The sequence below is a fragment of the Streptomyces sp. NPDC030296 genome, from assembly GCF_055572815.1.
In genome coordinates this window covers 60325-83107 of record NZ_JBVICQ010000003.1, presented here as the reverse complement: position 1 = coordinate 83107, position 22783 = coordinate 60325, and the positions used below count along the sequence as shown (strand labels likewise).

Sequence of the window (22783 nt, the reverse complement as noted above, 5' to 3'; positions counted from 1 at the left end):
GACGTGCGTACGAGCGAGGAGATCTACCACCGGGTGCGCTGGGACGCCCGCTTCGACCCGGCCCGCTTCGTGCTGGGCGTGACGCAGCGCGGCGCCGACCCCAAGCGCGTCCCGCTGCCCGTGTTCGTGCCGGGCGGCGAGATCCCGTGGCACCGGGTGCTGTTCTTCGAGGCCGACGGCGAGGTGGTGTGGGACCGGACCACCGGCGTGGACCGCATCGACGCGACGGACGCCGGGCGCGTACGGGAGGCCCGGCGGCTGCGGGCGCCGTTCTTCACGCCGCGCACGCCCCACGTCTGGGACGCCGCCGACGAGGACTGGGTGCCCGCGCCGCCGGTGGCCACGACCGCCCCCGCCGACCGGGCCTCGGGTACGCCGGGCGGCACCGTACGCGTCCTGACCTGGAACACCCTCTGGGACCGCTACGACGCCGACCTCATCGACAGTGCCCGGCGGCGGCCTTCGCTGCTGCGGGCGTTGCGCGACGCCGACGCGGACGTGATCGCGTTGCAGGAGGTCGAGGCGGAACTGCTGGCCATGCTGCTGAGGGAGCCCTGGCTCCGGGCGGGCTGGACGCTGGGCGCGGACCCTCGCGGCCGTGACGTGGACGAGTGCGGTCTGCTGCTCCTGAGCCGGCTGCCGGTGCGCGAGGCGGCGCATCACGCGCTGGGCCCGCACAAGGGGGTGACCGCCGTGGTCGTGGAGACGGCCGCCGGCCCCCTGGCCGTCGCGGCGACCCATCTCAGCAGCGACCACTCCGTGGACGGCGCCGGTCGCCGTGCGGCCGAACTGGCCCGTATCGCCGAGGGGTTGGCCGGTCTGGACGCCGATCTGGTCCTCCTGGGCGACTTCAACGACGGCGGGGACACCCCGCAGGTCACCCTCGGGATGCGGGACGCGTGGGTCGAGGCGCACGGCCCCGGCGACACGACTCCGACCTTCGACCCCGGCGCCAACCCCCTCGCCGCGATCTCCTCCCTGAGCGGCCGGGCCTCCCGGCTGGACCGGGTGCTGCTGCGCTCGGCGGGCGAGGGCCTGCGCGTGCGCCGGGCCGAGCTGTACGGGGACCGGCCCACGGCGGACGGCCTCCACATCTCCGACCACTACGCGGTACGGGTCGATCTGGACCTGACGACGGCTCCGTCCGCGTCGGCAGGTGCCCCGGCCGGGGTGACCGCCGGCGTCTGCGACGCCCCGGTGACGGCGCGCACGGCGCTGGCGTGGCTGCCGCCGGAGGAGCTGTGGCCACCGCTCCAGGACATCCGCCGTGAGCACGACCCGCAGATCCACCGCTGGCCCCCGCACGTCAACGTCCTCTTCGGCTTCGTACCGGAACACGCCTTCGAGCAGGCGGCGGCCGTGCTGGCGTCGGCGCCGACCGCCGCGTTCGACGCCCGGTTGGAGGGCGTGCACTGGTTCGGGCACCGGGAGGACGCGACGGTCTGGCTGGACCCGGCGGCGGCCGGCGAGGAGCCGTGGGCCGAGCTGCACCGAGCCCTGGTGAACCGCTTCCCCCGTTGCCGGGGCCGCCGCGACGGCTTCACCCCGCACCTCAGCCTGGGCCGCACCACCGACCCGAACACCCTGGCCGCCGACTGCGCCGACCGGCTCACGCCGCTGCCGGCCCGGGTCGACCGGCTGGCCCTCCTGTCGAGGCGCGGCGACGAACCGATGCGTGTACGGGCCTGGGTGACGCTGGGGAGCGGCGAGGTGCGCTGGGTCCGGGAGGAGCCCCTGTCCTCCGGACAGCCGGGCGCGGGCGAGGTGGCCGACACGGCGATGGCCGACACGGTCGTGGCTGACACGGCGGTGGCTGACGGCCTCGCCCGCCGGATCGCCGCGGCCCTCCCCCACGGCGTCGTCCACGTCGTCGGCTCCCGGCGCATGGGCTGTGCCCTGCCCGGCGCCGACCTGGACCTGGTCGCGGCCCTCCCCGGTACCGTCGAACTCGCCTCCCTACGGGCGGAGTTGGCCGCCGCCTTCCCGGAGGCGACCGGTGTACGGGAGGTGGTGGGAGCCCGGGTGCCGGGGTTGCGACTGCGCCTCGACGGGATGGACGTCGACCTGGTGATCGTGGCCACCGGCTCGCTGGACCCCGCCGAGGCGGTGGACCGCCGGGCCCAACTGGGTGAGGCGGCGGCGATCGCGCTCAGCGCGGTGAGCGACGCCGACGCGGTCCTCGCCTCGGCGGACCCTCACCGGCCGGCCTTCGCCCGACTGGCCACGCAGGTCAAGGCATGGGCGAAGGCCCGGGGGCTCGACTCGGCACCGTTCGGCGGCGTACCGGGGCTGGCCTGGTCGGTCCTGGCGGCCCGCACGGCGGGCGAGGCCGGTGACCTGCCACCGACCGACCTCCTGCGGCACTTCTTCGCGACGTGGGCGGCGTGGGACTGGCGAGAGCCGGTGGGTGGTGGGGCGGATCGGTCCGCCCACCCCCTCACCATCACCACCCCCTCGCCCCCGATCCGCCCCTGCACGGATCAGGTCACGGCGGACATGCGTGACCTGATCACGCAGGAGCTGTTCCGAGCCTGGGAGTTGCTGGAGGAGGGCCGCCCCTGGTCCGACGTCCTCGCCCCTCCCCCGCTCCACCGCCGCCACGCCGCCTGGGCGATCGTGACGGTGGGCGGGGGCGCGGACGAGGGCCGGGTACGGGGCAGGATGCGGGCCTTGATCACCGACCTCGCCGAAACGGCCCCCGGGTGCCACGCCTGGCCCCGCCCCTTCACCACCGCCCCCACCCGCTACGCCATCGGCCTGGGTCCGACCCCGCCGACCACCGACGCGCTGACCGCCGTGGCGGAACGCCGGCTACGCGGTCTGGACGGGGTCACGCTCACACGGGCCGAGGGGGGCGAGATCCCGACCCTGTACTGACCCGACCCAGTACTGACCCGACCCTGTGCTGAGGTGGTCAGAGCACGTCGACGTAGTCCGCCGCGCTGGTCGCGACGCCGGTCGTCGAGTTGCCGTAGTACACCCAGCGGAACGAACCGTCGGTGGAGGCGGTGACGCTCGCCTTGAGGCCGCCGGTGCTGCTGCTGGTGACCTTCTTGACCGTCTGAAAGGTGTCGGCGCCCTTGGCGCGGAACTGGAGGCTGACCGTACGGCCGCCGTAGGCGCCGTACGTCTTGGTGCTCCAGTTCGCCCGGGTCAGCTTGCCCGTGACGGTGATCGTCCTGCCCTTGGTGACCGGCTCCGGCGTGGCGTTGACGGTCGCCCTGGCCGCGCGCTTGAGCTGAGCGGTCTTCGACCGCGTCTCCAGCTCCTCGGTTTTGAGACCGCCGTCGGCCTTCCACAGCCGCAGCGAGACGCCGACCTTCCACGTCGTCGCGTCGCTGTTGGAGTCGACGTGCTCCTGGCTCGGGTGCGGGTCGATGTAGAGCTCGCCCTCGCAGCGGGCGTGCTTGGAGTCGATCTCGTAGCAGGTGTAGCCACCCGGCTGGATGAAGTTCTCGCCGGTGTCGGCCGCGGTCGCCATGGTGCCGCGGTAGAGGAAGGGGTACGCCTCGTACCGGGAGGGGTCAGCCGTGCTGTACCCGGTCGGCAGGGCGATGTTGAAGGAGATGGGCGGCTCCACCACCTTCGACGTGCCGACCACGATCGGCTTGCCCTTGTTGATGACGATGTCCGACACGGTGATACCGGTGTCCGCCGCGCTGGCCGTCGGCGCGTTCAGCACGGAGAGCGCCAGCGCTCCCGCGAGCGCGGCCACCGCGACGGACCGTCTGCCTGTGTGCATGCACACCTCTTCGGAGGAGATGGATGAAGGAGGCGGCACAGTACCAATGACGTGCACATGCATCTGCAGGCGGTATGCCCCCGCGTACGTCACGCTGGCCGCCCTCAGTGGCCGGTTCCAGGAGGTTCGCATGTCCAGGACGCTTGTCGACATCGACGACGACATGCTGGCCTTGGCTCAGCGGCGACTCGGCACCAAGACCAAGCGGGACACCATCAACCGGGCACCGGCCATAGCGGCGGCGATCAGCACCGACGACCGGGCACGCGCGCTGCGCTGGCTCCAGACGAACGCCGACGCGTTCCTCGACTTCGACATCCTCGAAGTCAGGGAGCAGGACGGACTGTGACCGTTCGCGGGGCGTGCGGCTGAGCGGGCTCGCTCAGTCCACAGGAACGGTCAGCTACCGGACGCGTACGTCACGAACTCCGCCCACGCGTCCCGCGTGAGCGCGAGCTGAGGCCCGGTGAGGTTCTTGGAGTCGCGGACGTGGACGGTGCCGGGGGCTACGGCGATCTCGACGCAGGACTCGCCATTGTTGCCGCCGCTGTGGCTGCTCTTGAACCACGCCAGTTCGGAGGCGTCCCCGGCGAGGGCCTTGCGCATCATGTCTCTCCCAGCAGTTGCTCGATGAAGGCCAGCGACTCCCCCGGCGGGAGGGCCTGCGCTCGGATGGTGCCATATTGCAGTTCAAGGACCCGGAGCTGCTTGAGGTCAGTGACAGGGCGCCCGCTGAATACGCCGTCGCAACGTCCCACCGCCGTACCGTCCGCGAACTTCAGCAACTCGATCCGTCCGTCCAGGCCCGAGTGGACCTCGCGGTGCGTCGGCATCACCTGAAGCGTGACGTTCCTCAACCGACCCACCTCCAGCAGGCGTTCGAGCTGCCGCCGCCACACCATTGTGCCTCCAAGAGGACGCCTCAGCGGCGCCTCTTCCAGCACAAAACTGATCGCGGGCCCGGGGTCACGCTCGAAGACGGATTGCCGAGCCATGCGGGCGGCCACCATCCGGTCCACGTCGTCCTGCGAGTACGGCGGCTGCGCCGCTTCGATCGCCGCCCTGGCATGCTCCGGCGTCTGCAACAAACCGGCGATGATGTTGCACTCGTACCCTGCGATCTCGACCGCCTTGGCCTCCAGCTTCCCCAGCGCCCGCACCTTCTTCGGGTACCGGACCTTCTTCACGTCCTCCCACGTCGCCGTGATGAGCCCGCCCGCGCCCAGCGCCTCGTCGGCCTTGTCCAGGTACTCCTGCCTGGGAATCCGCTTCCCACCCTCGATCTTGTAGACGAGGTCCTCGCCGTACCCGACCGCCCTCCCGAAGTCCGCGGCCCGCATCCCCACCGCCTCCCGCCGCAGCTTCAGCTGCCGCCCGACCGTGGCGATGACCGCGACGCCCCACTCGTCGTCCGGATCCACCTCCCAGCCCGGCTCGTCGGCCTCCGTCTTGAGCCGCCCCGCCTCGCCGTCCACCAACATCGCGCACCTCTCCGCCGTACCGTCGCGCCTCAACGCCCCCTACCCGTACGGCCCTTCCGGACAGGCCCGACACGACCGGACAACGTCCGGACAGTCACCGTACGTATCAGCGCAGTCACTATGCACAGTAGGCGCGCGTCGCCACGCTGAGTGATGTGAATACGGAAACCGTCGGCCCCGGCACCGAACACCGCAGCCCCATCCGCAACTTCAGCGTGCGGCTGTCCTCCACACCTCGCGGGGCCCGCCTCGCCCGTCTGCTCGCGACCGAGCAACTGCGCAGTTGGGGACTGCCACCCGACCCGGCGGAGCACATCGTCGCGGAGCTGGCGGCCAACGCGGCCACGCACGGGCGGGTCCAGGGGCGCGATTTCGACGTGACGCTCTACGTCATCGGCGACACCCTCCGCATCGAGGTCACCGACACCCGCGCCGAACGGCTTCCGTGCGCCCGGCACCCTGACTCCGACGACGAGTCCGGACGCGGTCTGCTTCTGGTCGAGGCACTCGCGGACCGCTGGGGAACCGCGCCGGGGCGTCCCCCACGCAAGACCATCTGGGCAGAGGTCCGCCTCAGCCCGACACCGGCACCCAGCGGCACGTGCTTCGGTGGCACGGGCCGTCTTTTCCAAAGAACTCACAGGTGAAAGGACCCCACCAAGCCCCACCCCTCCCGCCCGCCGAGCGGCCTCACCCTCGCGAGTGAACATCGCCAACTCGGCTGGCGCCGGGACCGGTTGGGCGCCTTACTCTCAGCGCAACACAACCGCAGACATGCGACGGCCCCCGCCGGGACGGCAATCCCAGTGCGAGGGCCTGACCACCGAGGAAGTAGGAGCTTCCCGATGGATACGCAGAACCCTAGCGCGCCCGCGCGCGCCCAGTCCCGCCTTGCCGACAACAAGCACCCGAACCGGCGGAGCCACTCCGGCGGTGGTCTGGTCCACGACCACACCCGTCACACCACCCGCTTCACGGTGATCGGCAACCACCTCGCGCAACACCCGGAGCTGTCACTCCTGGCGATCGGCCTGGCCACGCACATCCAGTCGCTGCCGCAGAGCGCCCGCGTCGACATCAAGAGCCTCGCGGCCCGCTTCACGGAGGGTGCGACCCGTATCGCGGCCGCCCTGCGCGAGCTGGAGACCCACGGCTACCTGCGCCGCGAGCGCGTACGCACACCCGCGGGCCGCATCATCACCCGCACGATCTCCTGCAACCAGCCCGGTCGCGGCGGCCACGCGGACGCCGAGCCCGTACGCCGCACGCACCCCTCCCGCCCGGCGAAGAAGCCACCCCGCAAGCCCCTCCCCGCCGTCCCCCAGCCCGCCTACCGCTCCCCCAGCCTCCTCCAGACCGCCACCGACCTCCTCGCCGACCTGCGCCGCACGGACCCCCGCCTCCTCCTCTCGGCCTGCGACACCGCCCACCTCGCCCCGGGCGTGGCCGCCTGGCTGGAGCGCGACCTCAGCCCCACGGTCGTACGCCAGGCCCTGGCGAAAGACCTCCCGTCGGAGCCGATCCACCGCCCGGCCGCGCTCCTGGCCCACCGCCTCACGGCCCAGCTGCCACCCCCGCCCCCGTTCCGGGCGCCCGCGGCACCACCGGCCGTCCGGGTCAAGTACGAGATGACGAACTGCGACGGCTGCGACCGCGGCTTCCGGGGACCGAAGGGCAGCCGCTGCCGCGACTGCAGGCCCCAGCCCCACGCCCGACCTCACGGAGGCCACCTAGCATGAACGTGACGATCCTTGCCCCCGGGCACAGACGACGAGGAGCGAGCGCCATGACCATCGCCCCGGACGACTCACAGCACGGCTCCTCCCACATCTACCTGGCCATGCGGGACTTCGTTCAGTCGATGGACGACACCCTCCCCGGCAAATTCGAGATCACCAAGGAAGGGATCGTCCACGACATGATGGCGCCCATCGGACCGCACGAACTCACCGTGCTGCGCCTACGAAAGCGCCTGGAAAAGGCGATGCCGGAAGAGATCGTGGCCCATACGGGTGAGCCGGATGTGGAGGGCGAAGCCGAAGGCATCATGCGACGCCCCGACGTGATGGTGATCGCCGAAGCCGACATGGAGGTCGAGGGCACCTTCGATCCCCGCACGATTCACGCCGCCGTCGAGGTCGTTTCCCGTTCCAACCCCGACAACGACTGGGTCACCAAGATGCGTGACTACCCTCTGCTCGGCATCCCCGTGTACGCGGTGTTCGACCCCCGCACCGGCACGGGCGCCGTCCTCACGGACATCCACTCCACCCCGGACGGCCCCCGCTACGCGACCCGCAAGGACTTCGTCTACGGCGAGGACGTCACCATCGCCGACTGGACCATCTCCACCGAGAACCTGCCCCGCTACCCCGACAAGGGTTGAGGGCGGCTCCGGGTCACCTCCCCGCCGCCAGCCCCTCCCGCAGCGCCTCGTACGCCGGCTTGCGGCCGTACGTCTCGTCCATCGGCGTCGCCGATCCCTCGCCGTCGAAGACGCCCGGCACCCAGGAGTACTTGTCGGTGAAGCCCCACACCGTGAAGGACTTGCAGCTCCGGGCGCCCAGGCAGGCGTCCAGCAGGCGGCGGTAGTAGCTCGCCTGGGTCGCCTGCTTCGTCTCGTCGACCGGCAGGATCATCCGCACGTCGACCTCGGTGAACGCCGTCTGCATCCCCAGCCCCCCGAAGCGGGCGAGGTTCTCGGCGACCTGCCCCGGGAAGCCGTACTGGATGGCGAGGTGGCCCTGGATGCCGAAGCCCTGGACGGGTACGCCCTTCGCGCGCAGCCGCTTCGCCAGTTCGTAGTACGCCGTGGACTTCGCGTTGACGCCCTCGACGTTGTAGTCGTTGAGGAACAGCTTCGCCTTCGGGTCGGCCGCGTGGGCCCAGCGGAAGGCGTCCTCGATGTAGGAGGGGCCGAGTTCCCGCAGCCAGATCGAGTTGCGCAGGCTGCCGTCCTCCTCGAAGACCTCGTTCACCACGTCCCACTGCTGGATCTTCCCCTTGTACCGCTTCACCTCGGCGGTGATGTGGTCGCGGAGGATCTTCCGCAGCTCGGCCCGCCCGATCGAGCCGTCCTCCACACCGCTCGTCAGCCAGGCCGGCAGCTGGCTGTGCCAGACCAGGGTGTGGCCCCGGACGACCTGCCCGTGCGCACGGGCGAAGCGGACCAGGTCGTCGGCCGGCTTCCAGTTGTGGACACCCCGCTCGGGCTCGACCGACTCCCACTTCATGACGTTCTCGGCGGTGACCGAGTTGTAGTCGCGGATCGTCGTCCTGCGGTACGTCCGGTCGTCCGCGAGCGCCGTCATGTCCACGGCCGTCCCGATGCGTACGCCCGCCCGCGCGGCCAGCGCGCGCAGCGACGGCCCTTCCCCTCCCTCACTCGCCGACGCCGGCTGCACGGCGACCACCGTGGACAGCAGTGTCCCGGCGGCCAGCGCGAGCGCGGGCAGGCGGAAGCGGTTCATGTGCCTCATGCGTGGTTCCTCTCTCAGTTCCGGCTCTCGGCGCCGGAAGTCAGATGCGCCGGATCACAGGCCCGGCAGTCACATCCGGCGGCTCACAGCCCCGGCGGTCAGATACGCCGGCTCTCCAGCGGTCCCAGATACGTCGGTGTCAGCCCGCCCGTGTCGATCACCAGGCGTTGCAGGATCACCGTCGGGTCGACCATCCAGAACTTCAGGCGCCGCACACCGGGCCCGGCGACGGTGTGCCGGGTCGCCGTCGCGTTCACGTTGTCGGAGGTGTTGCGCGCCCACTGCTTGTTCATGAGCCCGTCGTCGGCGCCGGTGACGGCGTGGATGTCGACGACCTGGGGTTCCGCGTCGTCGAAGGACACCGCATAGCGCAGGCCCCCCGTCGGGAGGGCGGGGTTCCGCGGCGAGACGTACGCCCACACCGTCACCTCGCCGCCCGCCGGCACCGACAGCAGGCCGACCTCGTACTCCAGCCGCGGCCCGGCGCCACCCGGTGTCTGCCGCGCCGCCGTCACCGGCCACGGGGTCATCCCCGCCCCCGTACGGCCGATCCGCTCGATCCGCCGCCAGCGGACCCGGCCGCCGGGCGATCCCACGGCCCGCGCGTGGTGCTCCGCGTCGATCGCGACGTACCCGCCGGCCTCGACGAACCCCCGCAGTGCCCGCGCCTGCCGGGCCGACGGTTTCTCGGCGACCGCCTTCACCGTCACCGAGGCCCCCGCCCCGCTCACCGTCAGCGTCCCTTCGGCGCCCCCGGCGGGGACCCGCGCCCAGTCCACCCGCACGGCGACCCGGACCTGCTGGTCGACTCGGCCGCGCGACCGGTCGACGACCAGCCACGGCACCGACGGCTCGACACGGTACGAGAAGGGCATACGGCCCCGGTTGAAGATCTCCACGTACTGCCGGGGCCGCGTCTGGTACGGGCTGAACACCGGGAGCACGGCCGCCGCGCCGGACGCGCCGCCCGGCCACCACGCCCCCCGGTCGTCCGCCCCGTCGACGGCGACTCCCAGCTCCGCGCGCTCCGGCACCTCGATCCGCCGCACCTTGGGGAAGATCTCGTCCGGCAGCGCCTGGTGGTCCTTCTCGGGCTGCTGCCATCCGGCGTTGGGGCCGTAGCGTTCGACGTCCCCGTACCCGATGTGCGGCTGGGTCTGGAAACCCCGCCACTTGCCGTCGGCGACCTCGGTGTTGAACCGGTCGGCGAGGGCGAAGTCCCTGGCCAGGCCGTCCTCCGCGGCTGTAGCCCGGTCGTTCGTCGCCGCCCGCCCCTGGCGCGCGTACAGCAGGTTCTTGAACTCGTCCTCACGTAACCCGTACAGGTTGGCCGTCGCCAGCACCGGGTAGCCGACCATCTCGAACCACGCGTCCTGGACGCCGGCCGGCAGCCTCCGCCCCAGCCGCTCCGTCCGCCGGGCCAGCGCGCGCCACTCCTCGGTGACGCGCTCCAGCTCGTGGTGCCCGAAGAAGAACGGCGTCTCCATGTCGTCGTAGACGATCGCCCGCTCGTCCTTCGTCGAGTCCTTCGACGGGTCGAGGGTGATCCGCCGGTTCAGCAGCTCGGGTTTGCGGCGCGCCTGCAACTGCCCGTACGCGCTCAGCACCTCGGCGATCTCGGCGGCGAACCGCCCGCCGAAGTTCTGCCGGGCGAACCCCCGCTCCCACTCCTCCAGGTTCTCCAGCCCCCAACGCCCGGGCCGCCAGGCATAGTTCAGGAAGAACTCGGTGGGCAGCTCGTTCCCCTTCAGGTCGCCGACGTTCGCCACCCACAGGCCGTGGTTGCCGTACGCGTCAGCCGTGTGCAGCTGCTCCCAGAGGTTGGCGAGGTTCGCCGTGTCGACCCACTTGTAGTTGCGACCGACGCCCACATAGTCGAAGTGGTAGTACAACCCGTAGCCCCCGGGTCGGGGCTCCCGTGGGTCGGGATGCTTACGGATGTTCCCCCAGTTGTCGTCCGTCAGGACGACCGTCACATCGTCCGGTGCCCTCAGGCCCCGGTCCCAGTAGCGCTGGACCTCCTTGTAGAGGGTCCACACCTGAGGGGTCTCGTCCGCCGGCCTCCCGGTCACCTCCTCGATGATCCGGCGCTGCGTGGCGATGATCTCCGTCATCAGCTCGATGCCGTCGCCGTCGGGCAGGCTCGTGTCGCCGTTCCCCCGCATCCCCAGGGTGACGACGCCCTCGAAGTCCTCGTCGACCATGCGCCGGATGCCGTCCCGCCAGTAGGCCCGGATGGCCTCGGCGTTCCGGCGGTACGACCACTCCCCGGTGCCTCCGTAGGGGTCGCGGCCGGGGGTCACGATCGCCCCGGAGGAGTCCCTGACCGCCGGCACGGCGTGGCGGTTCCACTCCTCGATGCCCCGCATCATGGGCGCCTCATGAGACGTGCCCATGACAATCCCGTACTCCTTGGCGCGCGTGTGGTTCTCCGGGTCGTCCTCGGCGAACGCCCGCCCCCACACCGCCGGCCAGACGTAGTTGCCCTTCAGCCGGAGCAGCACCTCGAAGACCTTGGCCCAGAAGTCGGCGGTGAACCCACCGGGATACCCGGGCGCCTTGCCGGGCCCGAAGAACGCCGGCGCCCAGGTACCGAGCGCCGGGTTCTCGTCGTTGATGAAGACCCCCCGGTACTTCACCGCCGGCGTGCCCTGGCTGTACCGGCCCGGCAGCACGTACACCTCGTCCCGGCGCACCGGCGGCACGTCGTCCCACCAGTACCAGGGGGAGACCCCGATGCCGTACGACACGTCGTACACCCCGAAGATCGTGCCGCGCGGATCGCTGCCCGCGACCACGAAGGCCCGCTCCACCCCGGGCATCGGCCGCTCCACGACCGTCTGCAACGAGGTCTCCCACTTCCCCCGCACCCCGCTGACGTCGAGCTTCCCCGCGCTCACCAGCCCGTCGATCAGCGGACTCCGCCCGATGGTCCCCACCAGGACCACCTCACGGCCCATCGAGCCCCCCGGCCGCACCCCCGTGACCCGCTCGATGTCGTCCCGCAGATCCCCCGCCACCCGTACGACTCCGGGGTGATCCTCGGGACTCACCACGACCGGCGCACCGACCAGCGCGAACGCGCCGGGGGCCGGGGTGAAGGACAGGTACGCCCCCGAGTCGGACACCCGCAGCGCCCCACCCCCACCGCCGACCCCGGCCCCGGCGCCGCCGCCGACCGCGGAACCGTCGTCCGCCGACGCGGCCCCCGGCAACGCGGGGCCCACGGCAAGCCCCGCGCCCACTCCCAGAACGGTTCTACGGCTGACGTCCGCGGACATGCCACACCCCTCGACCGATCGACCCGAAACCGGGATTTGCTCAGCGACATGACAAATGGTGGAGGGAGTGAAGCGAGGGGACAACGGGTCAGGCGCGTCGAATAGTTTCGAAGGCGGGAGACGAGGGACCGACACGACTTCGCTCGCACGGGCCCACTCTGGTTAGTCCTCTCCCACGAGCCCTTCGAAGGGCACTTCCTTGCAGGGCTTGATCCGACCCTCGACCATGTACATGCTCCAGGCGGGGCTGACATCGTCCTTCACCCGCTCCGGCTCCTCGAAGGCCAGGGTGTCGCCAGGATGGAGCGTGTACGTCAAGGGCTCACTCCACACGCCCGTCTTCACGTTGTAGGTCCGCGTGCGTTCCGGCGGCATCTTGCCTCGCGGCTGCTCACACACGAAGCCGCTCCTGGGCTTGTCGACACTGACGAAGATGCCCTCCGCGCTCAGGCGCTCGATCAGCCTGGACTTGTCGTCCCAACTCAGGGCGACGATCTCGTCGAACGTGAGGGTGACGCTGCCGTCCTTGTGCCGCTCAAGCGCGTAAGCCTGCGGCCCACCCGTCGACGACGGCACCGCAACCACGACCCCCGCCGCCACGGCGCACGCCGCGAGCGCCACCAGCGCCCGCCGGGGCGTGACCCGGCGCCGCCGCACCGGTTCCTCCTCCGTCCGGTCCGCCGCGCGCAGCGCGATCTCCCGCTGGAGTTCGCCCAGCAGCCGGTCCTCGAAGGTGTTCGCCGTCTTCCCCGTCTTCGTCGTCATGCCTTGCCCCCTGCGTAGCTGAGCCCTGCCGTCTGCTCCGTCTGGTTTGTCGGTGCCGCCGCCGACCGCAGCGCCTTGCGCGCCCGGTGCAGCCGCACCCTCGCGGTGACCTTGCGTATCCCGAGGGCCGTCGCCGCCTCCGTGACGCTGAGCTGGTCGACCGCGACGAGTTCGATCACCGCGCGTTCCCCGTCGGGCAGCCCTTCCAGCGCGGCCAGCGCCCGTCGCCCGGCGGCCTCCGCGTCGAGCTTCTCCTCCAGCCGGTCGATGTCGTCGCCGTCGAGCAGCCGGCGGCCGGCGATACGGCTGCCGAGGACGCTCTGACGGGCGCTGCGCCGGGCCTCCGCGGCGACGACGTTGCGCGCGATGCCGTACAGCCAGGCCGTCTCGCTGCCGAGGTCGGCCCGGTAGGCATGCGCGGAGTCGATGGCCGCGAGGAAGGTCTCGGCGGTCAGGTCGGCGACGGTGTGGGGATCGGTGACCCGCCGGGCCATGAACCGGGTGACGGTGTCGACGTGGCGGCGGTAGAAGACCTCGAATGCCGCGGGGTCGTACATCTCTCCCGGCGGACCGCCCCGGCCTCTGCTGTCCGGTGCCAAGGTGTGTACCTCCCGTCGTCGGTCATGCTGTCACCTGTACTTGGCCGGGGAGGGCGAAGGCGTTACCGGGAGAAGCCCCGAGAACGCGAAAGGGCCCGTACGACCGAAGTCGTACGGGCCCCTTCTGGAGCTCGCGCTGGAGCTACCAGGTCAGATCAACGGACTTACTTGTTGATCTTGGTGACCTGGCCGGCGCCCACGGTCCGGCCACCCTCACGGATGGCGAACTTCAGGCCCTCTTCCATGGCGACGGGCTGGATGAGCTCGACCTTCATCTCAGTGTTGTCGCCCGGCATGACCATCTCCGTGCCCTCGGGGAGGGTCACAACACCGGTCACGTCAGTCGTACGGAAGTAGAACTGCGGACGGTAGTTGTTGAAGAACGGCGTGTGGCGGCCACCCTCGTCCTTGGACAGGATGTAGGCCTGGGCCTCGAACTCGGTGTGCGGGGTGACCGAACCCGGCTTGATGATGACCTGGCCGCGCTCGACGTCCTCGCGCTTGATGCCACGGAGGAGCAGACCGACGTTCTCACCGGCCTGGCCCTCGTCGAGCAGCTTGCGGAACATCTCGATGCCGGTGACCGTGGTGGTGGTCTTCTCGGTCTTGATGCCGATGATGTCGACGGTCTCGTTGACCTTGAGGACACCACGCTCGATACGGCCGGTGACGACCGTACCGCGACCGGTGATGGTGAAGACGTCCTCGATCGGCATCAGGAACGGCTTGTCGACGTCGCGCTCCGGCTCCGGGATGGCGGAGTCGACGGCGTCCATCAGGTCCAGGACCGACTGGCCCCACTCCTTGTCGCCCTCGAGCGCCTTGAGCGCCGAGACCTTGACGACCGGCAGGTCGTCGCCCGGGAACTCGTACTCGGAGAGGAGCTCACGAACCTCGAGCTCGACGAGCTCCAGGATCTCCTCGTCGTCCACCATGTCGGCCTTGTTCAGGGCGACGACGATGTACGGAACGCCGACCTGGCGGGCCAGGAGCACGTGCTCCTTGGTCTGCGGCATCGGGCCGTCGGTGGCGGCGACCACGAGGATGGCGCCGTCCATCTGGGCAGCACCGGTGATCATGTTCTTGATGTAGTCGGCGTGACCCGGGCAGTCGACGTGCGCGTAGTGACGCGACTCGGTCTGGTACTCGACGTGCGCGATGGAGATGGTGATACCGCGCTGGCGCTCCTCAGGAGCCTTGTCGATCTGGTCGAAGGCCGAGGCCTCGTTCAGGTCCGGGTACTTGTCGTGCAGCACCTTGGTAATGGCGGCCGTGAGGGTCGTCTTACCGTGGTCGATGTGACCGATGGTGCCGATGTTGACGTGGGGCTTAGTCCGCTCGAACTTCGCCTTCGCCACGGGGTCCTCCTGTGGAGTGGTTCTGAACGCCTTGCTTCATCGGCGCCAGGTGATCTTTGCTGGAAAGCCCGGGCCCCGGGGTCAAACATCCGCGTTCGCGGGGGTTTGACCCCGTAAGGCTCCGGAGTCAAGCCTAAAGGCTGGAACTCTGCTGAGTTACTCGCCCTTGGCCTTCGCGATGATCTCCTCGGCGACGTTCCGCGGAACCTCGGCGTAGGAGTCGAACTGCATGGAGTAGCTGGCGCGGCCGGACGTCTTGCTGCGCAGGTCGCCGACGTAGCCGAACATCTCCGAGAGGGGCACGAGGCCCTTCACGACACGGGCACCGGCCCGCTCCTCCATGGCCTGGATCTGGCCACGGCGGGAGTTGATGTCGCCGATGACCTCACCCATGTAGTCCTCGGGCGTGGTGACCTCGACGGCCATCATGGGCTCGAGCAGCACGGGGCTGGCCTTGCGCGCGGCCTCCTTGAAGGCCTGCGAACCGGCGATCTTGAACGCCAGCTCGGAGGAGTCGACCTCGTGGTAGGCACCGTCGAGAAGCGTGACGCGGACGCCCGTCATCTCGTACCCGGCGAGGATGCCGAACTGCATGGCCTCCTGCGCACCGGCGTCCACCGAAGGGATGTACTCCTTCGGGATGCGGCCACCGGTCACCTTGTTCACGAACTCGTACGAGGCGTCGCCGCCCTCGATCGGCTCGATCGCGATCTGCACCTTGGCGAACTGGCCGGTACCACCAGTCTGCTTCTTGTGCGTGTAGTCGACGCGCTCGACGGCCTTGCGGATCGTCTCGCGGTAGGCGACCTGCGGCTTGCCGACGTTGGCCTCGACCTTGAACTCACGGCGCATACGGTCGACCAGCACCTCGAGGTGCAGCTCGCCCATACCGCCGATGATGGTCTGGCCGGTCTCCTCGTCGGAGTGGACCTGGAAGGACGGGTCCTCCTCGGCCAGGCGCTGGATCGCGACGCCGAGCTTCTCCTGGTCGCCCTTCGACTTGGGCTCGATGGCGACCTGGATGACCGGGGCCGGGAAGTCCATGGACTCCAGGATCACCGGCTGCTTGTCGTCGGCCAGCGTCTCACCGGTGGTGGTCTGCTTCAGGCCCATGACGGCGACGATGTCGCCGGCGCCCACCGAGTCGATCTCCTCACGCTTGTTCGCGTGCATGCGGTAGATCTTGCCGATGCGCTCCTTCTTGCCCTTGACGGAGTTCAGCACGGCGGTGCCGGACTCCAGGCGACCGGAGTAGATCCGGACGAAGGTGAGCTTGCCGAGGTGCGGGTCGCTCATGATCTTGAACGCCAGCGCGGACAGCGGCTCGTCGTCGGACGGCTTGCGCTTGATGACCTCTTCCGGGTCGTTGACGGCGTGGCCCTCGATGGCCTCGACGTCAAGCGGCGTCGGGAGGTAGCGCACGACCGCGTCGAGCAGGGGCTGGACGCCCTTGTTCTTGAACGCGGTGCCGCAGAAGACCGGGGTCACCGTGGTGCCGGTGCCCTTGCCGGACGCGATGGTGATACGACGGATCGCCGCGTAGAGCTGCTCCTCGGTGGGCTCCTCGCCCTCCAGGTACAGCTCCATCAGCTCCTCGTCGTTCTCGGCGACGGCCTCGAGCAGCTTGCCGCGCCATTCCTCGGCAGCCTCGGTGTGCGTGGCCGGGATGTCGACGGTGTCGTACATCTCGCCCTTGGCGGCCTCGGCGGACCACACGAGCGCCTTCATGCGGACCAGGTCCACGACGCCCTTGAAGTCGGCCTCAGCACCGATGGGGAGCTGCATGACGAGCGGCTGGGCGCCCAGGCGGTCCGAGATCATGTCCACGCAGCGGTGGAACTCGGCGCCGGTGCGGTCCAGCTTGTTGACGAAGCAGATGCGGGGCACGCCGTAACGGTCGGCCTGACGCCACACCGTCTCGGACTGCGGCTCCACGCCGGCAACGCCGTCGAACACCGTCACGGCGCCGTCGAGAACGCGGAGCGAACGCTCCACCTCGACGGTGAAGTCGACGTGACCCGGGGTGTCGATGATGTTGATGGTGTGGTCGACACCCTCAAGCGGCCAGTGACAGGTGGTGGCAGCAGAGGTGATCGTGATGCCACGCTCCTGCTCCTGCTCCATCCAGTCCATGGTGGCGGCGCCGTCGTGGACCTCACCGATCTTGTAGCTGACGCCGGTGTAGAAGAGGATCCGCTCGGTGGTGGTCGTCTTGCCCGCGTCGATGTGGGCCATGATCCCGATGTTGCGGACCCTGGCCAGGTCAAGTGAAGTGGTAGCCATAAGGCTTCAGTCTTCTCTCGGTCTCGATGGGGTCTGCGACTACCAGCGGTAGTGCGCGAAGGCCTTGTTGGACTCGGCCATCTTGTGGGTGTCCTCGCGCTTCTTCACAGCGGCGCCGAGGCCGTTGGAGGCGTCGAGAAGCTCGTTGAGCAGACGCTCGGTCATCGTCTTCTCGCGACGGGCGCGGGAGTAACCGACGAGCCAGCGCAGCGCGAGCGTGTTGGCACGACCGGGCTTGACCTCGATCGGAACCTGGTACGTCGCACCACCGACACGGCGGGACTTGACCTCGAGGGTCGGCTTGATGTTCTCCAGAGCGCGCTTCAGCGTGATGATCGGGTCGTTGCCCGTCTTCTCACGCAGGCCCTCCATGGCGCCGTAGACGATGCGCTCGGCGGTGGAGCGCTTGCCGTTCAGCAGCACCTTGTTGATGAGCGACGTGACAAGAGGAGAACCGTAGACCGGGTCGATGATGACCGGGCGCTTCGGGGCGGGGCCCTTACGAGGCATTCTTACTTCTCCTTCTTGGCGCCGTAGCGGCTGCGGGCCTGCTTGCGGTTCTTGACACCCTGGGTGTCGAGCGAGCCGCGGATGATCTTGTAGCGAACACCCGGCAGGTCCTTCACACGGCCACCACGCACGAGCACGATGGAGTGCTCCTGCAGGTTGTGTCCCTCACCCGGAATGTAAGCGGTGACCTCGATCCCGCTGGTCAGACGCACACGCGCGACCTTACGCAGGGCCGAGTTCGGCTTCTTCGGGGTGGTCGTGAACACACGCGTGCAGACGCCGCGGCGCTGAGGGGAACCCTCGAGTGCGGGCGTCTTGTTCTTCTCGACCTTGTCCTGCCGGCCCTTGCGGACCAGCTGCTGGATCGTAGGCACTACTTCTCCGGTTTCTGTGTGCCGAATGGTGAAGCTAACCCGGAACATCTCCGACCCACGCGGTCGGGTGTGTCGAATACTGCGGAGTCCCGCCGCGAGGCAGAGGGCGCAGATTACGGCGTCCGCTTACGGCTCCCACCTGTGCGGTTCAAGGCACGCACGAGAGCCAGGGCACACCCCAGGCACAAGGTCTGAGCGTACCTATCGCATTCGCTACGGTCAAAACAAATGGGTAGCCGCTGCGCTGGGCTGGGGCGGGGGGCTCGTTGGTGGGGGTCAGGGGGATGCGGCGGGCCTTTGCTGGTGCCCTTGTCGAGGGGGGCCGGGGGGATGCTGGTGCCCTTGTCGAGGGGGGCCGGGGGCCTTGCCAGTGCCCTGTCGAGGGGGCCGGGGGATGCGGGGGCCTTTGCTGGTGCCCTTGCCGGTGAGGGCCGGGGGTGCCGGGGCCTTTGCCCGTGCCGTATCGAGAAGGCCGGGACCCCGGGCCCCCGCCCCGTCGTCCTCAGACTCCGCTTTCCGAGGCCACCCCGGCGATGATCATGATGGCGAGGAAGAAGGCCCAGCCGGCGACCGAGAGCCAGCCCAGGATCAGGCCCGCCAGGGCGAAGCCCTCGCCGCCCTCGCCGGTGCGCTTGATCTCGGAGCGGGCGGTGTGACCGAGAACGACGGCCGGGATACCGGTGAGCCCCATGGTCATCGTGGTGAGGACACCGCACACCATCGCGCCGACGGCCTTGCCGTTGGTGGGCGGGGGCGGAACGGGGGCCGGCATGAACGTACGCGGGACCATCGGGGGCATCGCGGGCATCGCACTCGGCTGCATGGCCGAGGGCCCCTGCGGCAGGTCGGCGACCAGAAGGGCCAGCTCGCCCACCGTGCGGGCCGTGTAGGCCCGCTCGATGCGCTTCTCATACTCGTCCTGCTGAAGGCGGCCCTCACTGAAACCGGCCCGCAGGACATCCACGGCACGCTCACGATCGGCATGGGCGGCAAGCAGCGACGGACTACTGCCCTGCGCCTGCCACGGCATCGGCTGCCACGACGGGTTCGACACGAGAAACACTCCCCCGGACTGGTTGTGCCTCCAATGATGCTCCAACGCACGTCCCCCGGCACAGGTTCCCAGACGCCGGTTGTGTTTCGGTTCCGCTACCGGTGTCCCGGTTCGGCGACCGAGCGGACGATCGGTGTCCGCGCCGGCGACGCGACGAGTCCCCGGCGCATGAGGCGGCGGCGCCGCCCCGGCTGACGGCAGGGGCGAGTGTCGGCCAGCGGCCGATTGCAGCCCGTTCCCCGCCCCGCCGCCTCAAGTACGTTGAGTGGTCGCGGTATCGACGGCATCGGCACAGGTGGACGCGGGGGCGAGGCATGACCGGGGGGCGTACGCGCGCGTGGGACGACGACGGGTTCGATGACCGCGTGCCCTTTCTGGCCCGGCTGGAGAAGGAGGACCGCGCCGCCCTCCTGGCCGTCGGCCGGCCTCTGCGGTACCGGGAGCGCGCCGTGATCATGCACCAGGACGAGCCGTCCACCCATGTGCTGCTGCTCCTGCACGGCTGGACCAAGGTGACGGCCATCGCCGCCAACGGCTACGAGGCGCTGCTCGCCCTCCGCGGCCCCGGCGACATCCTCTGCCGGGGCTCCTCCATCTGGTAGCTCTCCAGTCCGTCCTTGTCGAGCACACGGTCGATCAGATGGCGTTGGGTCGCGAACAGCCGGTCTGCTCGGCGGACACGGCTGGGGCCCGGCCGGGCTCCCGCCCGCCGCCACCGTCCTGTGGTGGCTTGGCGCGGCCTCGCTCTTCGCCGCGCTGTTCGCCCTGCTGCTCGCCGTCCTCCCCCGCTACCGCAGAAGCAGCTGGGAGTTCGGCCGCCCCCTCACCTACTTCGGGGACGTACAGCGTGCCGCCCACTCCGGCGGGCTCGCCGCCGCCGTGGCGGAGACCGGGCGCGATCCCTCCGCCGGTCTCTTCCCGGCACTCGCCGAGACCAGCCGCATCGTGGCCCGCAAACACCTCTGGATCCGCACCGGCCTGATCGCCTTCGGCTCCGCCGCGGTACTACTGCCCGCCTCCGCCCTCATGGCCTGATCACGCCCCCGCGCGGCCCCGATCCGACAAGGAGCGCCATGTCCGTACCCCACGGTTCCGAGAGCGGCCGAAAAACCTGTCGACCCCGGCCCCGGCCTTGAGTCCGGCCACGAACCCGGCTCTGACCTACGGCCCCACTCAGGCCGCGTCCACATATCGGCCCGGCACCGGCACATCGACGTCACCACGCTCGGAACGCTCGCTCTCCAACTGCCCCACCTGCTGACCAGCCTGACCGTGGTCGTCGCAGCCTCGTACGTCGTCGACGCCCTGTTCGGGCCTCCTTGGTGGATCCCGGTGGGCTGCTGGGCGGCGAGCGGCGCACTGGCCTTCCACCGCCCCTGCGAACGACTCCTCGCCCGCTGGCTGTACCGGCTGCGCCACCCCACGCCGGAGGAGGCCCGGAAACTGACCTCGGTCTGGCTGGCTCTGTTCGCGAGTTCCGACAGCAGATGTTCACCAGTTTCGACAGCGCTCACAGTTGGCACTGTTCGATTGTCGGTACGTCAGGCAGACGAGCCGCAGCTGCTGTCGATGCCATGTGCCACCGAACGTGCACACGTGATGGGGATATGTGAAAGTCCCCATCTCATGCTCAAGGTGGCCTCTCCTGCCCGGTGGATCTCCCCGGGCTTCCGAGGCAGGTAGTGTGGGCTGTTGATCACGTGATTTGGTCCGCGCCGTCTCCCGTGCCGGCCACCGCGTGAACGACACACGGACCACGAAACAGCGGCAGACCGATGAACACGAGGACCAGACCCTTCCCACCGACCGGACGGCCGCTCGGAGCCGTCGGCCTGGGCTGTGCCGGGATGAGCCCCTGGATGTACGCCCGCCCGCAACCCGACGACCAAGCCTCAGCCGCGCTGCTGCACGCAGCCTTGGACCTCGGAGTCACATTCCTGGACACCGCGGGCGTATACGGTGAAGGCCACAACGAGACTCTGATCGGCCAGACCCTGGCCCCACGCCGCCACGAGGCGTTCCTCGCCACCAAGGTCGGCTTGGTCGTGGACGACCTCGCAGCTATGGCACTGCACCGCGACGGCAGACCAACACACCTGCGCAACGCGGTCGAGGCGAGCCTGCGCCGCCTGCGTACCGACACCGTGGACCTGTGCTACCTGCACCGCATCGACCCAGCCGTCCCCCTGGAGGACAGCTGGGGCGCCCTCGCCGAAATGGTGACAGAGGGCAAGATCGGCCACCTCGGCCTCTCGGACGTCCGCATCCAGGAGGCCGACCAGGCACATCGAATACACCCCGTCGCCGCCATCCAGTCCGAACTCTCCCTCTGGTCCCGGCGATCGCTTGGCACCCGGGCACACGAGGAAGACACCGTCGGCTGGTGCGCCCGCAACGGTGCCTTGTTCGTCCCCTTCGCACCCCTGGGACGCGGATTCCTCACCGGCACCATCACCCCGGACACCTCCTTCCCGCCCAGCGACCTACGCGCCCGCCACCCCCGCTTCACGTCTCCGGCCCGCGCCGCGAACCTGCGGATCGTCACCGTCCTGCGCACGGTCGCGGAGCGCCACTCCGCGACCCCGGCCCAGGCCGCGCTCGCCTGGATCCTCGCCCAGGGCCAGCACGTCATCCCCATCCCCGGTACCACCCGCCCGACGTACCTACGGGACAACATTCACGCAGCGGACCTGGAACTGACGTCCCACGACCTCGCCGACCTCAACGACGCGCCCCCGGCGACCGAAGACCACTCCTGACGACCGGCCGGCACGGCCCGCACACTCCACGAGCGGGCGAGAACGCATTCCTCGCTCGTTGAAACTCCCCACTCCGTTGAACGCCGGAGCGAGTGGAGCGACGAGCAGCTCTGGTCGTTTTCAAGAATCCCCGCGGAGGCGGCGGCCAGGCCGGCCGCAGTCAGGGTACGAGTGATGTTCATGACCTGATCAAACGACAGCCGTCCACCAGAGACACGAGCGGTGAGCCGAGCGAGCGGTGCAACCCCGGGCCGTAGCCCGGCCCGCCATGGGCTCCAGCCGCTGATCCAACCCTTCCTGGACCTGTGCGAACAAGCCCGGGAAGCTGATCCACGAGGCGCGAACCAGGTCGCGCTGTTCGAATCCGCGAGCCCTGTGAGCGCTGTCGAAACTGGTGAACATCTGCTGTCGGAACCCGCGAACAAAACCAGTCTGGCGGAAGGTCACCGCCCGGGCCGGAATCGACCCGGACGCCTACCAGCTGTGGATCGAGGACAGCGACGAGGTCAACGCCATGGCCGCCGCAGGGCACATCGTCGGCGTCACCAGCCACTCGCTCCGGTCCCTGACGCCGGCCCGCCTCGCCGGAGTGCTCGCGCACGAGTTGGGACACCATGTGGGAGGGCACGCCTGGGCCTCCCTGGTCACGTACTGGTACACACTGCCTGCCAAGCTCACCTGGCGCCTGCTCCGACGACTGGTCGCACGCGTCGACCGTCTCCCCGTGGGCACCGCCGCAGTGGTGATCGGCGTCCTGGGCGCCACCGTGTTCGCGGTGGCGACGGCCACCTACGGCCTGGTCCTCCTCCCCCTGGCCACGCCCTGTCTGGTCGCCGCGGTGTCCCGCCGATCAGAGCTACGCGCCGACGAGCACGCGGCCCGCCTCGGTTTCGCCCCGCAGCTGATGGCCGTGCTACGCGAGGACCTCGCCCACGACGAGGCATCGCGAGTGGGCGCCGCCGCCATGGGCGTCCGCTTCGAGGAGGAGGGAGTCATCGCCCGGCTCCTCGCCTCGCACCCCGACGTCCACACCCGGCTCCACCGCCTGCAGACCCACGTGGACGGCGGGCGCTGACACACCCCCCGAGAACCCCGAAG

Annotated in this window: 19 protein-coding genes and 2 pseudogenes; 9 read left to right on the top strand and 12 right to left on the bottom strand. The window is 69.9% G+C overall.

Translation table 11 applies throughout. The features are described from left to right. Positions 1–3 precede the first annotated feature (3 nt). Positions 4–2877: a poly(A) polymerase gene (locus tag ACZ4Z3_RS08400; protein ID WP_468500284.1), complete on the top strand. Its 2874-nt coding sequence runs from the start codon at positions 4–6 to the stop codon at positions 2875–2877. A gap of 37 nt (positions 2878–2914) precedes the next feature. Here ACZ4Z3_RS08400 and ACZ4Z3_RS08395 read toward each other — a convergent pair whose 3' ends face one another. Further along, positions 2915–3742 (bottom strand): hypothetical protein, encoded by an 828-nt coding sequence (locus tag ACZ4Z3_RS08395; protein WP_468500283.1) that lies wholly within the window; start codon positions 3740–3742, stop codon positions 2915–2917. A 130-nt stretch (positions 3743–3872) separates the two neighbouring features. Between ACZ4Z3_RS08395 and ACZ4Z3_RS08390 the strand changes: the two genes are divergently transcribed. Continuing rightward, positions 3873–4091, top strand: coding sequence for a type II toxin-antitoxin system VapB family antitoxin (locus tag ACZ4Z3_RS08390; RefSeq protein WP_468500282.1), 219 nt, complete (start codon positions 3873–3875; stop codon positions 4089–4091). Between the two features lie 50 nt (positions 4092–4141). Here the strand turns inward: ACZ4Z3_RS08390 and ACZ4Z3_RS08385 are convergent, their stop codons facing one another. Then, positions 4142–4351 carry a DUF397 domain-containing protein gene (locus tag ACZ4Z3_RS08385; RefSeq protein WP_468500281.1) on the bottom strand — a complete coding sequence of 70 codons (210 nt, stop codon included), beginning with the start codon at positions 4349–4351 and terminating at the stop codon, positions 4142–4144. Continuing rightward, positions 4348–5223 carry a helix-turn-helix domain-containing protein gene (locus ACZ4Z3_RS08380; RefSeq protein WP_468500280.1) on the bottom strand — a complete coding sequence of 292 codons (876 nt, stop codon included), beginning with the start codon at positions 5221–5223 and terminating at the stop codon, positions 4348–4350. The genes ACZ4Z3_RS08385 and ACZ4Z3_RS08380 overlap by 4 nt, the downstream gene beginning before the upstream one ends. Positions 5224–5378: 155 nt before the next feature. Here ACZ4Z3_RS08380 and ACZ4Z3_RS08375 point away from each other — a divergent pair, with 155 nt between their 5' ends. From ACZ4Z3_RS08375 to ACZ4Z3_RS08365, 3 genes are all read left to right on the top strand, one after another. Then, on the top strand, positions 5379–5870 hold the full coding sequence (locus ACZ4Z3_RS08375) for an ATP-binding protein (RefSeq protein WP_468500279.1): 492 nt from the start codon (positions 5379–5381) through the stop codon (positions 5868–5870). Positions 5871–6068: 198 nt separating this feature from the next. Continuing rightward, positions 6069–6962, top strand: a complete 894-nt coding sequence (locus ACZ4Z3_RS08370) for a helix-turn-helix domain-containing protein (RefSeq protein WP_468500278.1) — start codon at positions 6069–6071, stop codon at positions 6960–6962. 47 nt (positions 6963–7009) lie between these two features. Continuing rightward, entirely contained in the window at positions 7010–7609 is a 600-nt protein-coding gene (locus ACZ4Z3_RS08365; protein ID WP_468500277.1) for a Uma2 family endonuclease, read from the top strand. Positions 7610–7622: 13 nt separating this feature from the next. Here ACZ4Z3_RS08365 and ACZ4Z3_RS08360 read toward each other — a convergent pair whose 3' ends face one another. The 9 genes from ACZ4Z3_RS08360 to ACZ4Z3_RS08320 all read right to left on the bottom strand — a co-directional run bounded on the left by ACZ4Z3_RS08360 (position 7623) and on the right by ACZ4Z3_RS08320 (position 18926). Then, positions 7623–8702 carry an endo-1,4-beta-xylanase gene (locus ACZ4Z3_RS08360; protein WP_468500276.1) on the bottom strand — a complete coding sequence of 360 codons (1080 nt, stop codon included), beginning with the start codon at positions 8700–8702 and terminating at the stop codon, positions 7623–7625. A 98-nt stretch (positions 8703–8800) separates the two neighbouring features. Then, a complete protein-coding gene (locus tag ACZ4Z3_RS08355; RefSeq protein WP_468500275.1) occupies positions 8801–11983 on the bottom strand; it encodes a glycosyl hydrolase 115 family protein in 3183 nt (1060 codons plus the stop codon). A 162-nt stretch (positions 11984–12145) separates the two neighbouring features. After that, entirely contained in the window at positions 12146–12748 is a 603-nt protein-coding gene (locus tag ACZ4Z3_RS08350; RefSeq protein WP_468500274.1) for a hypothetical protein, read from the bottom strand. Beyond that, the gene (locus tag ACZ4Z3_RS08345; RefSeq protein ID WP_468500273.1) at positions 12745–13305 is read right to left on the bottom strand and encodes an RNA polymerase sigma factor; all 561 of its coding nucleotides are present in this window, start codon (positions 13303–13305) and stop codon (positions 12745–12747) included. The genes ACZ4Z3_RS08350 and ACZ4Z3_RS08345 overlap by 4 nt, the downstream gene beginning before the upstream one ends. Positions 13306–13511: 206 nt before the next feature. Next, positions 13512–14705, bottom strand: a complete 1194-nt coding sequence (gene tuf, locus ACZ4Z3_RS08340; RefSeq protein WP_055537301.1) for an elongation factor Tu — start codon at positions 14703–14705, stop codon at positions 13512–13514. Positions 14706–14861: 156 nt separating this feature from the next. Further along, entirely contained in the window at positions 14862–16988 is a 2127-nt protein-coding gene (fusA, locus tag ACZ4Z3_RS08335) for an elongation factor G (protein WP_055537300.1), read from the bottom strand. A gap of 39 nt (positions 16989–17027) precedes the next feature. Further along, positions 17028–17498, bottom strand: a complete 471-nt coding sequence (rpsG, locus tag ACZ4Z3_RS08330; protein WP_003992340.1) for a 30S ribosomal protein S7 — start codon at positions 17496–17498, stop codon at positions 17028–17030. 2 nt (positions 17499–17500) lie between these two features. Further along, complete coding sequence (rpsL, locus tag ACZ4Z3_RS08325; protein ID WP_003948652.1) at positions 17501–17872, bottom strand: 30S ribosomal protein S12; 372 nt, start codon at positions 17870–17872, stop codon at positions 17501–17503. 502 nt (positions 17873–18374) lie between these two features. Continuing rightward, positions 18375–18926: a DUF1707 and DUF4190 domain-containing protein gene (locus ACZ4Z3_RS08320; protein WP_468500272.1), complete on the bottom strand. Its 552-nt coding sequence runs from the start codon at positions 18924–18926 to the stop codon at positions 18375–18377. Between the two features lie 314 nt (positions 18927–19240). Between ACZ4Z3_RS08320 and ACZ4Z3_RS08315 the strand changes: the two are divergent. The 4 genes and pseudogenes from ACZ4Z3_RS08315 to ACZ4Z3_RS08300 all read left to right on the top strand — a co-directional run. After that, positions 19241–19522, top strand: a pseudogene (locus ACZ4Z3_RS08315) (Crp/Fnr family transcriptional regulator); the annotation flags it as partial. 70 nt (positions 19523–19592) lie between these two features. Continuing rightward, on the top strand, positions 19593–19961 hold the full coding sequence (locus ACZ4Z3_RS08310) for a Pycsar system effector family protein (protein ID WP_468500809.1): 369 nt from the start codon (positions 19593–19595) through the stop codon (positions 19959–19961). Positions 19962–20773: 812 nt separating this feature from the next. Further along, complete coding sequence (locus ACZ4Z3_RS08305) at positions 20774–21685, top strand: aldo/keto reductase (RefSeq protein ID WP_468500271.1); 912 nt, start codon at positions 20774–20776, stop codon at positions 21683–21685. 424 nt (positions 21686–22109) lie between these two features. After that, positions 22110–22760 (top strand): annotated as a pseudogene (locus ACZ4Z3_RS08300) (M48 family metalloprotease); the annotation flags it as partial. Positions 22761–22783: the final 23 nt, after the last annotated feature.

What these genes read in the sequence shown, in the direction of transcription:
- ACZ4Z3_RS08395 (WP_468500283.1), bottom strand. Translation starts at nt 3,742, where the DNA reads ATGCACACAGGCAGACGGTCCGTCGCGGTGGCCGCGCTCGCGGGAGCG.
- ACZ4Z3_RS08390 (WP_468500282.1), top strand. Translation starts at nt 3,873, where the DNA reads ATGTCCAGGACGCTTGTCGACATCGACGACGACATGCTGGCCTTGGCT.
- ACZ4Z3_RS08385 (WP_468500281.1), bottom strand. Translation starts at nt 4,351, where the DNA reads ATGATGCGCAAGGCCCTCGCCGGGGACGCCTCCGAACTGGCGTGGTTC.
- ACZ4Z3_RS08380 (WP_468500280.1), bottom strand. Translation starts at nt 5,223, where the DNA reads ATGTTGGTGGACGGCGAGGCGGGGCGGCTCAAGACGGAGGCCGACGAG.
- ACZ4Z3_RS08370 (WP_468500278.1), top strand. Translation starts at nt 6,069, where the DNA reads ATGGATACGCAGAACCCTAGCGCGCCCGCGCGCGCCCAGTCCCGCCTT.
- ACZ4Z3_RS08365 (WP_468500277.1), top strand. Translation starts at nt 7,010, where the DNA reads ATGACCATCGCCCCGGACGACTCACAGCACGGCTCCTCCCACATCTAC.
- ACZ4Z3_RS08360 (WP_468500276.1), bottom strand. Translation starts at nt 8,702, where the DNA reads ATGAGGCACATGAACCGCTTCCGCCTGCCCGCGCTCGCGCTGGCCGCC.
- ACZ4Z3_RS08355 (WP_468500275.1), bottom strand. Translation starts at nt 11,983, where the DNA reads ATGTCCGCGGACGTCAGCCGTAGAACCGTTCTGGGAGTGGGCGCGGGG.
- ACZ4Z3_RS08350 (WP_468500274.1), bottom strand. Translation starts at nt 12,748, where the DNA reads ATGACGACGAAGACGGGGAAGACGGCGAACACCTTCGAGGACCGGCTG.
- ACZ4Z3_RS08345 (WP_468500273.1), bottom strand. Translation starts at nt 13,305, where the DNA reads ATGTACGACCCCGCGGCATTCGAGGTCTTCTACCGCCGCCACGTCGAC.
- fusA (WP_055537300.1), bottom strand. Translation starts at nt 16,988, where the DNA reads ATGGCTACCACTTCACTTGACCTGGCCAGGGTCCGCAACATCGGGATC.
- rpsG (WP_003992340.1), bottom strand. Translation starts at nt 17,498, where the DNA reads ATGCCTCGTAAGGGCCCCGCCCCGAAGCGCCCGGTCATCATCGACCCG.
- ACZ4Z3_RS08305 (WP_468500271.1), top strand. Translation starts at nt 20,774, where the DNA reads ATGAGCCCCTGGATGTACGCCCGCCCGCAACCCGACGACCAAGCCTCA.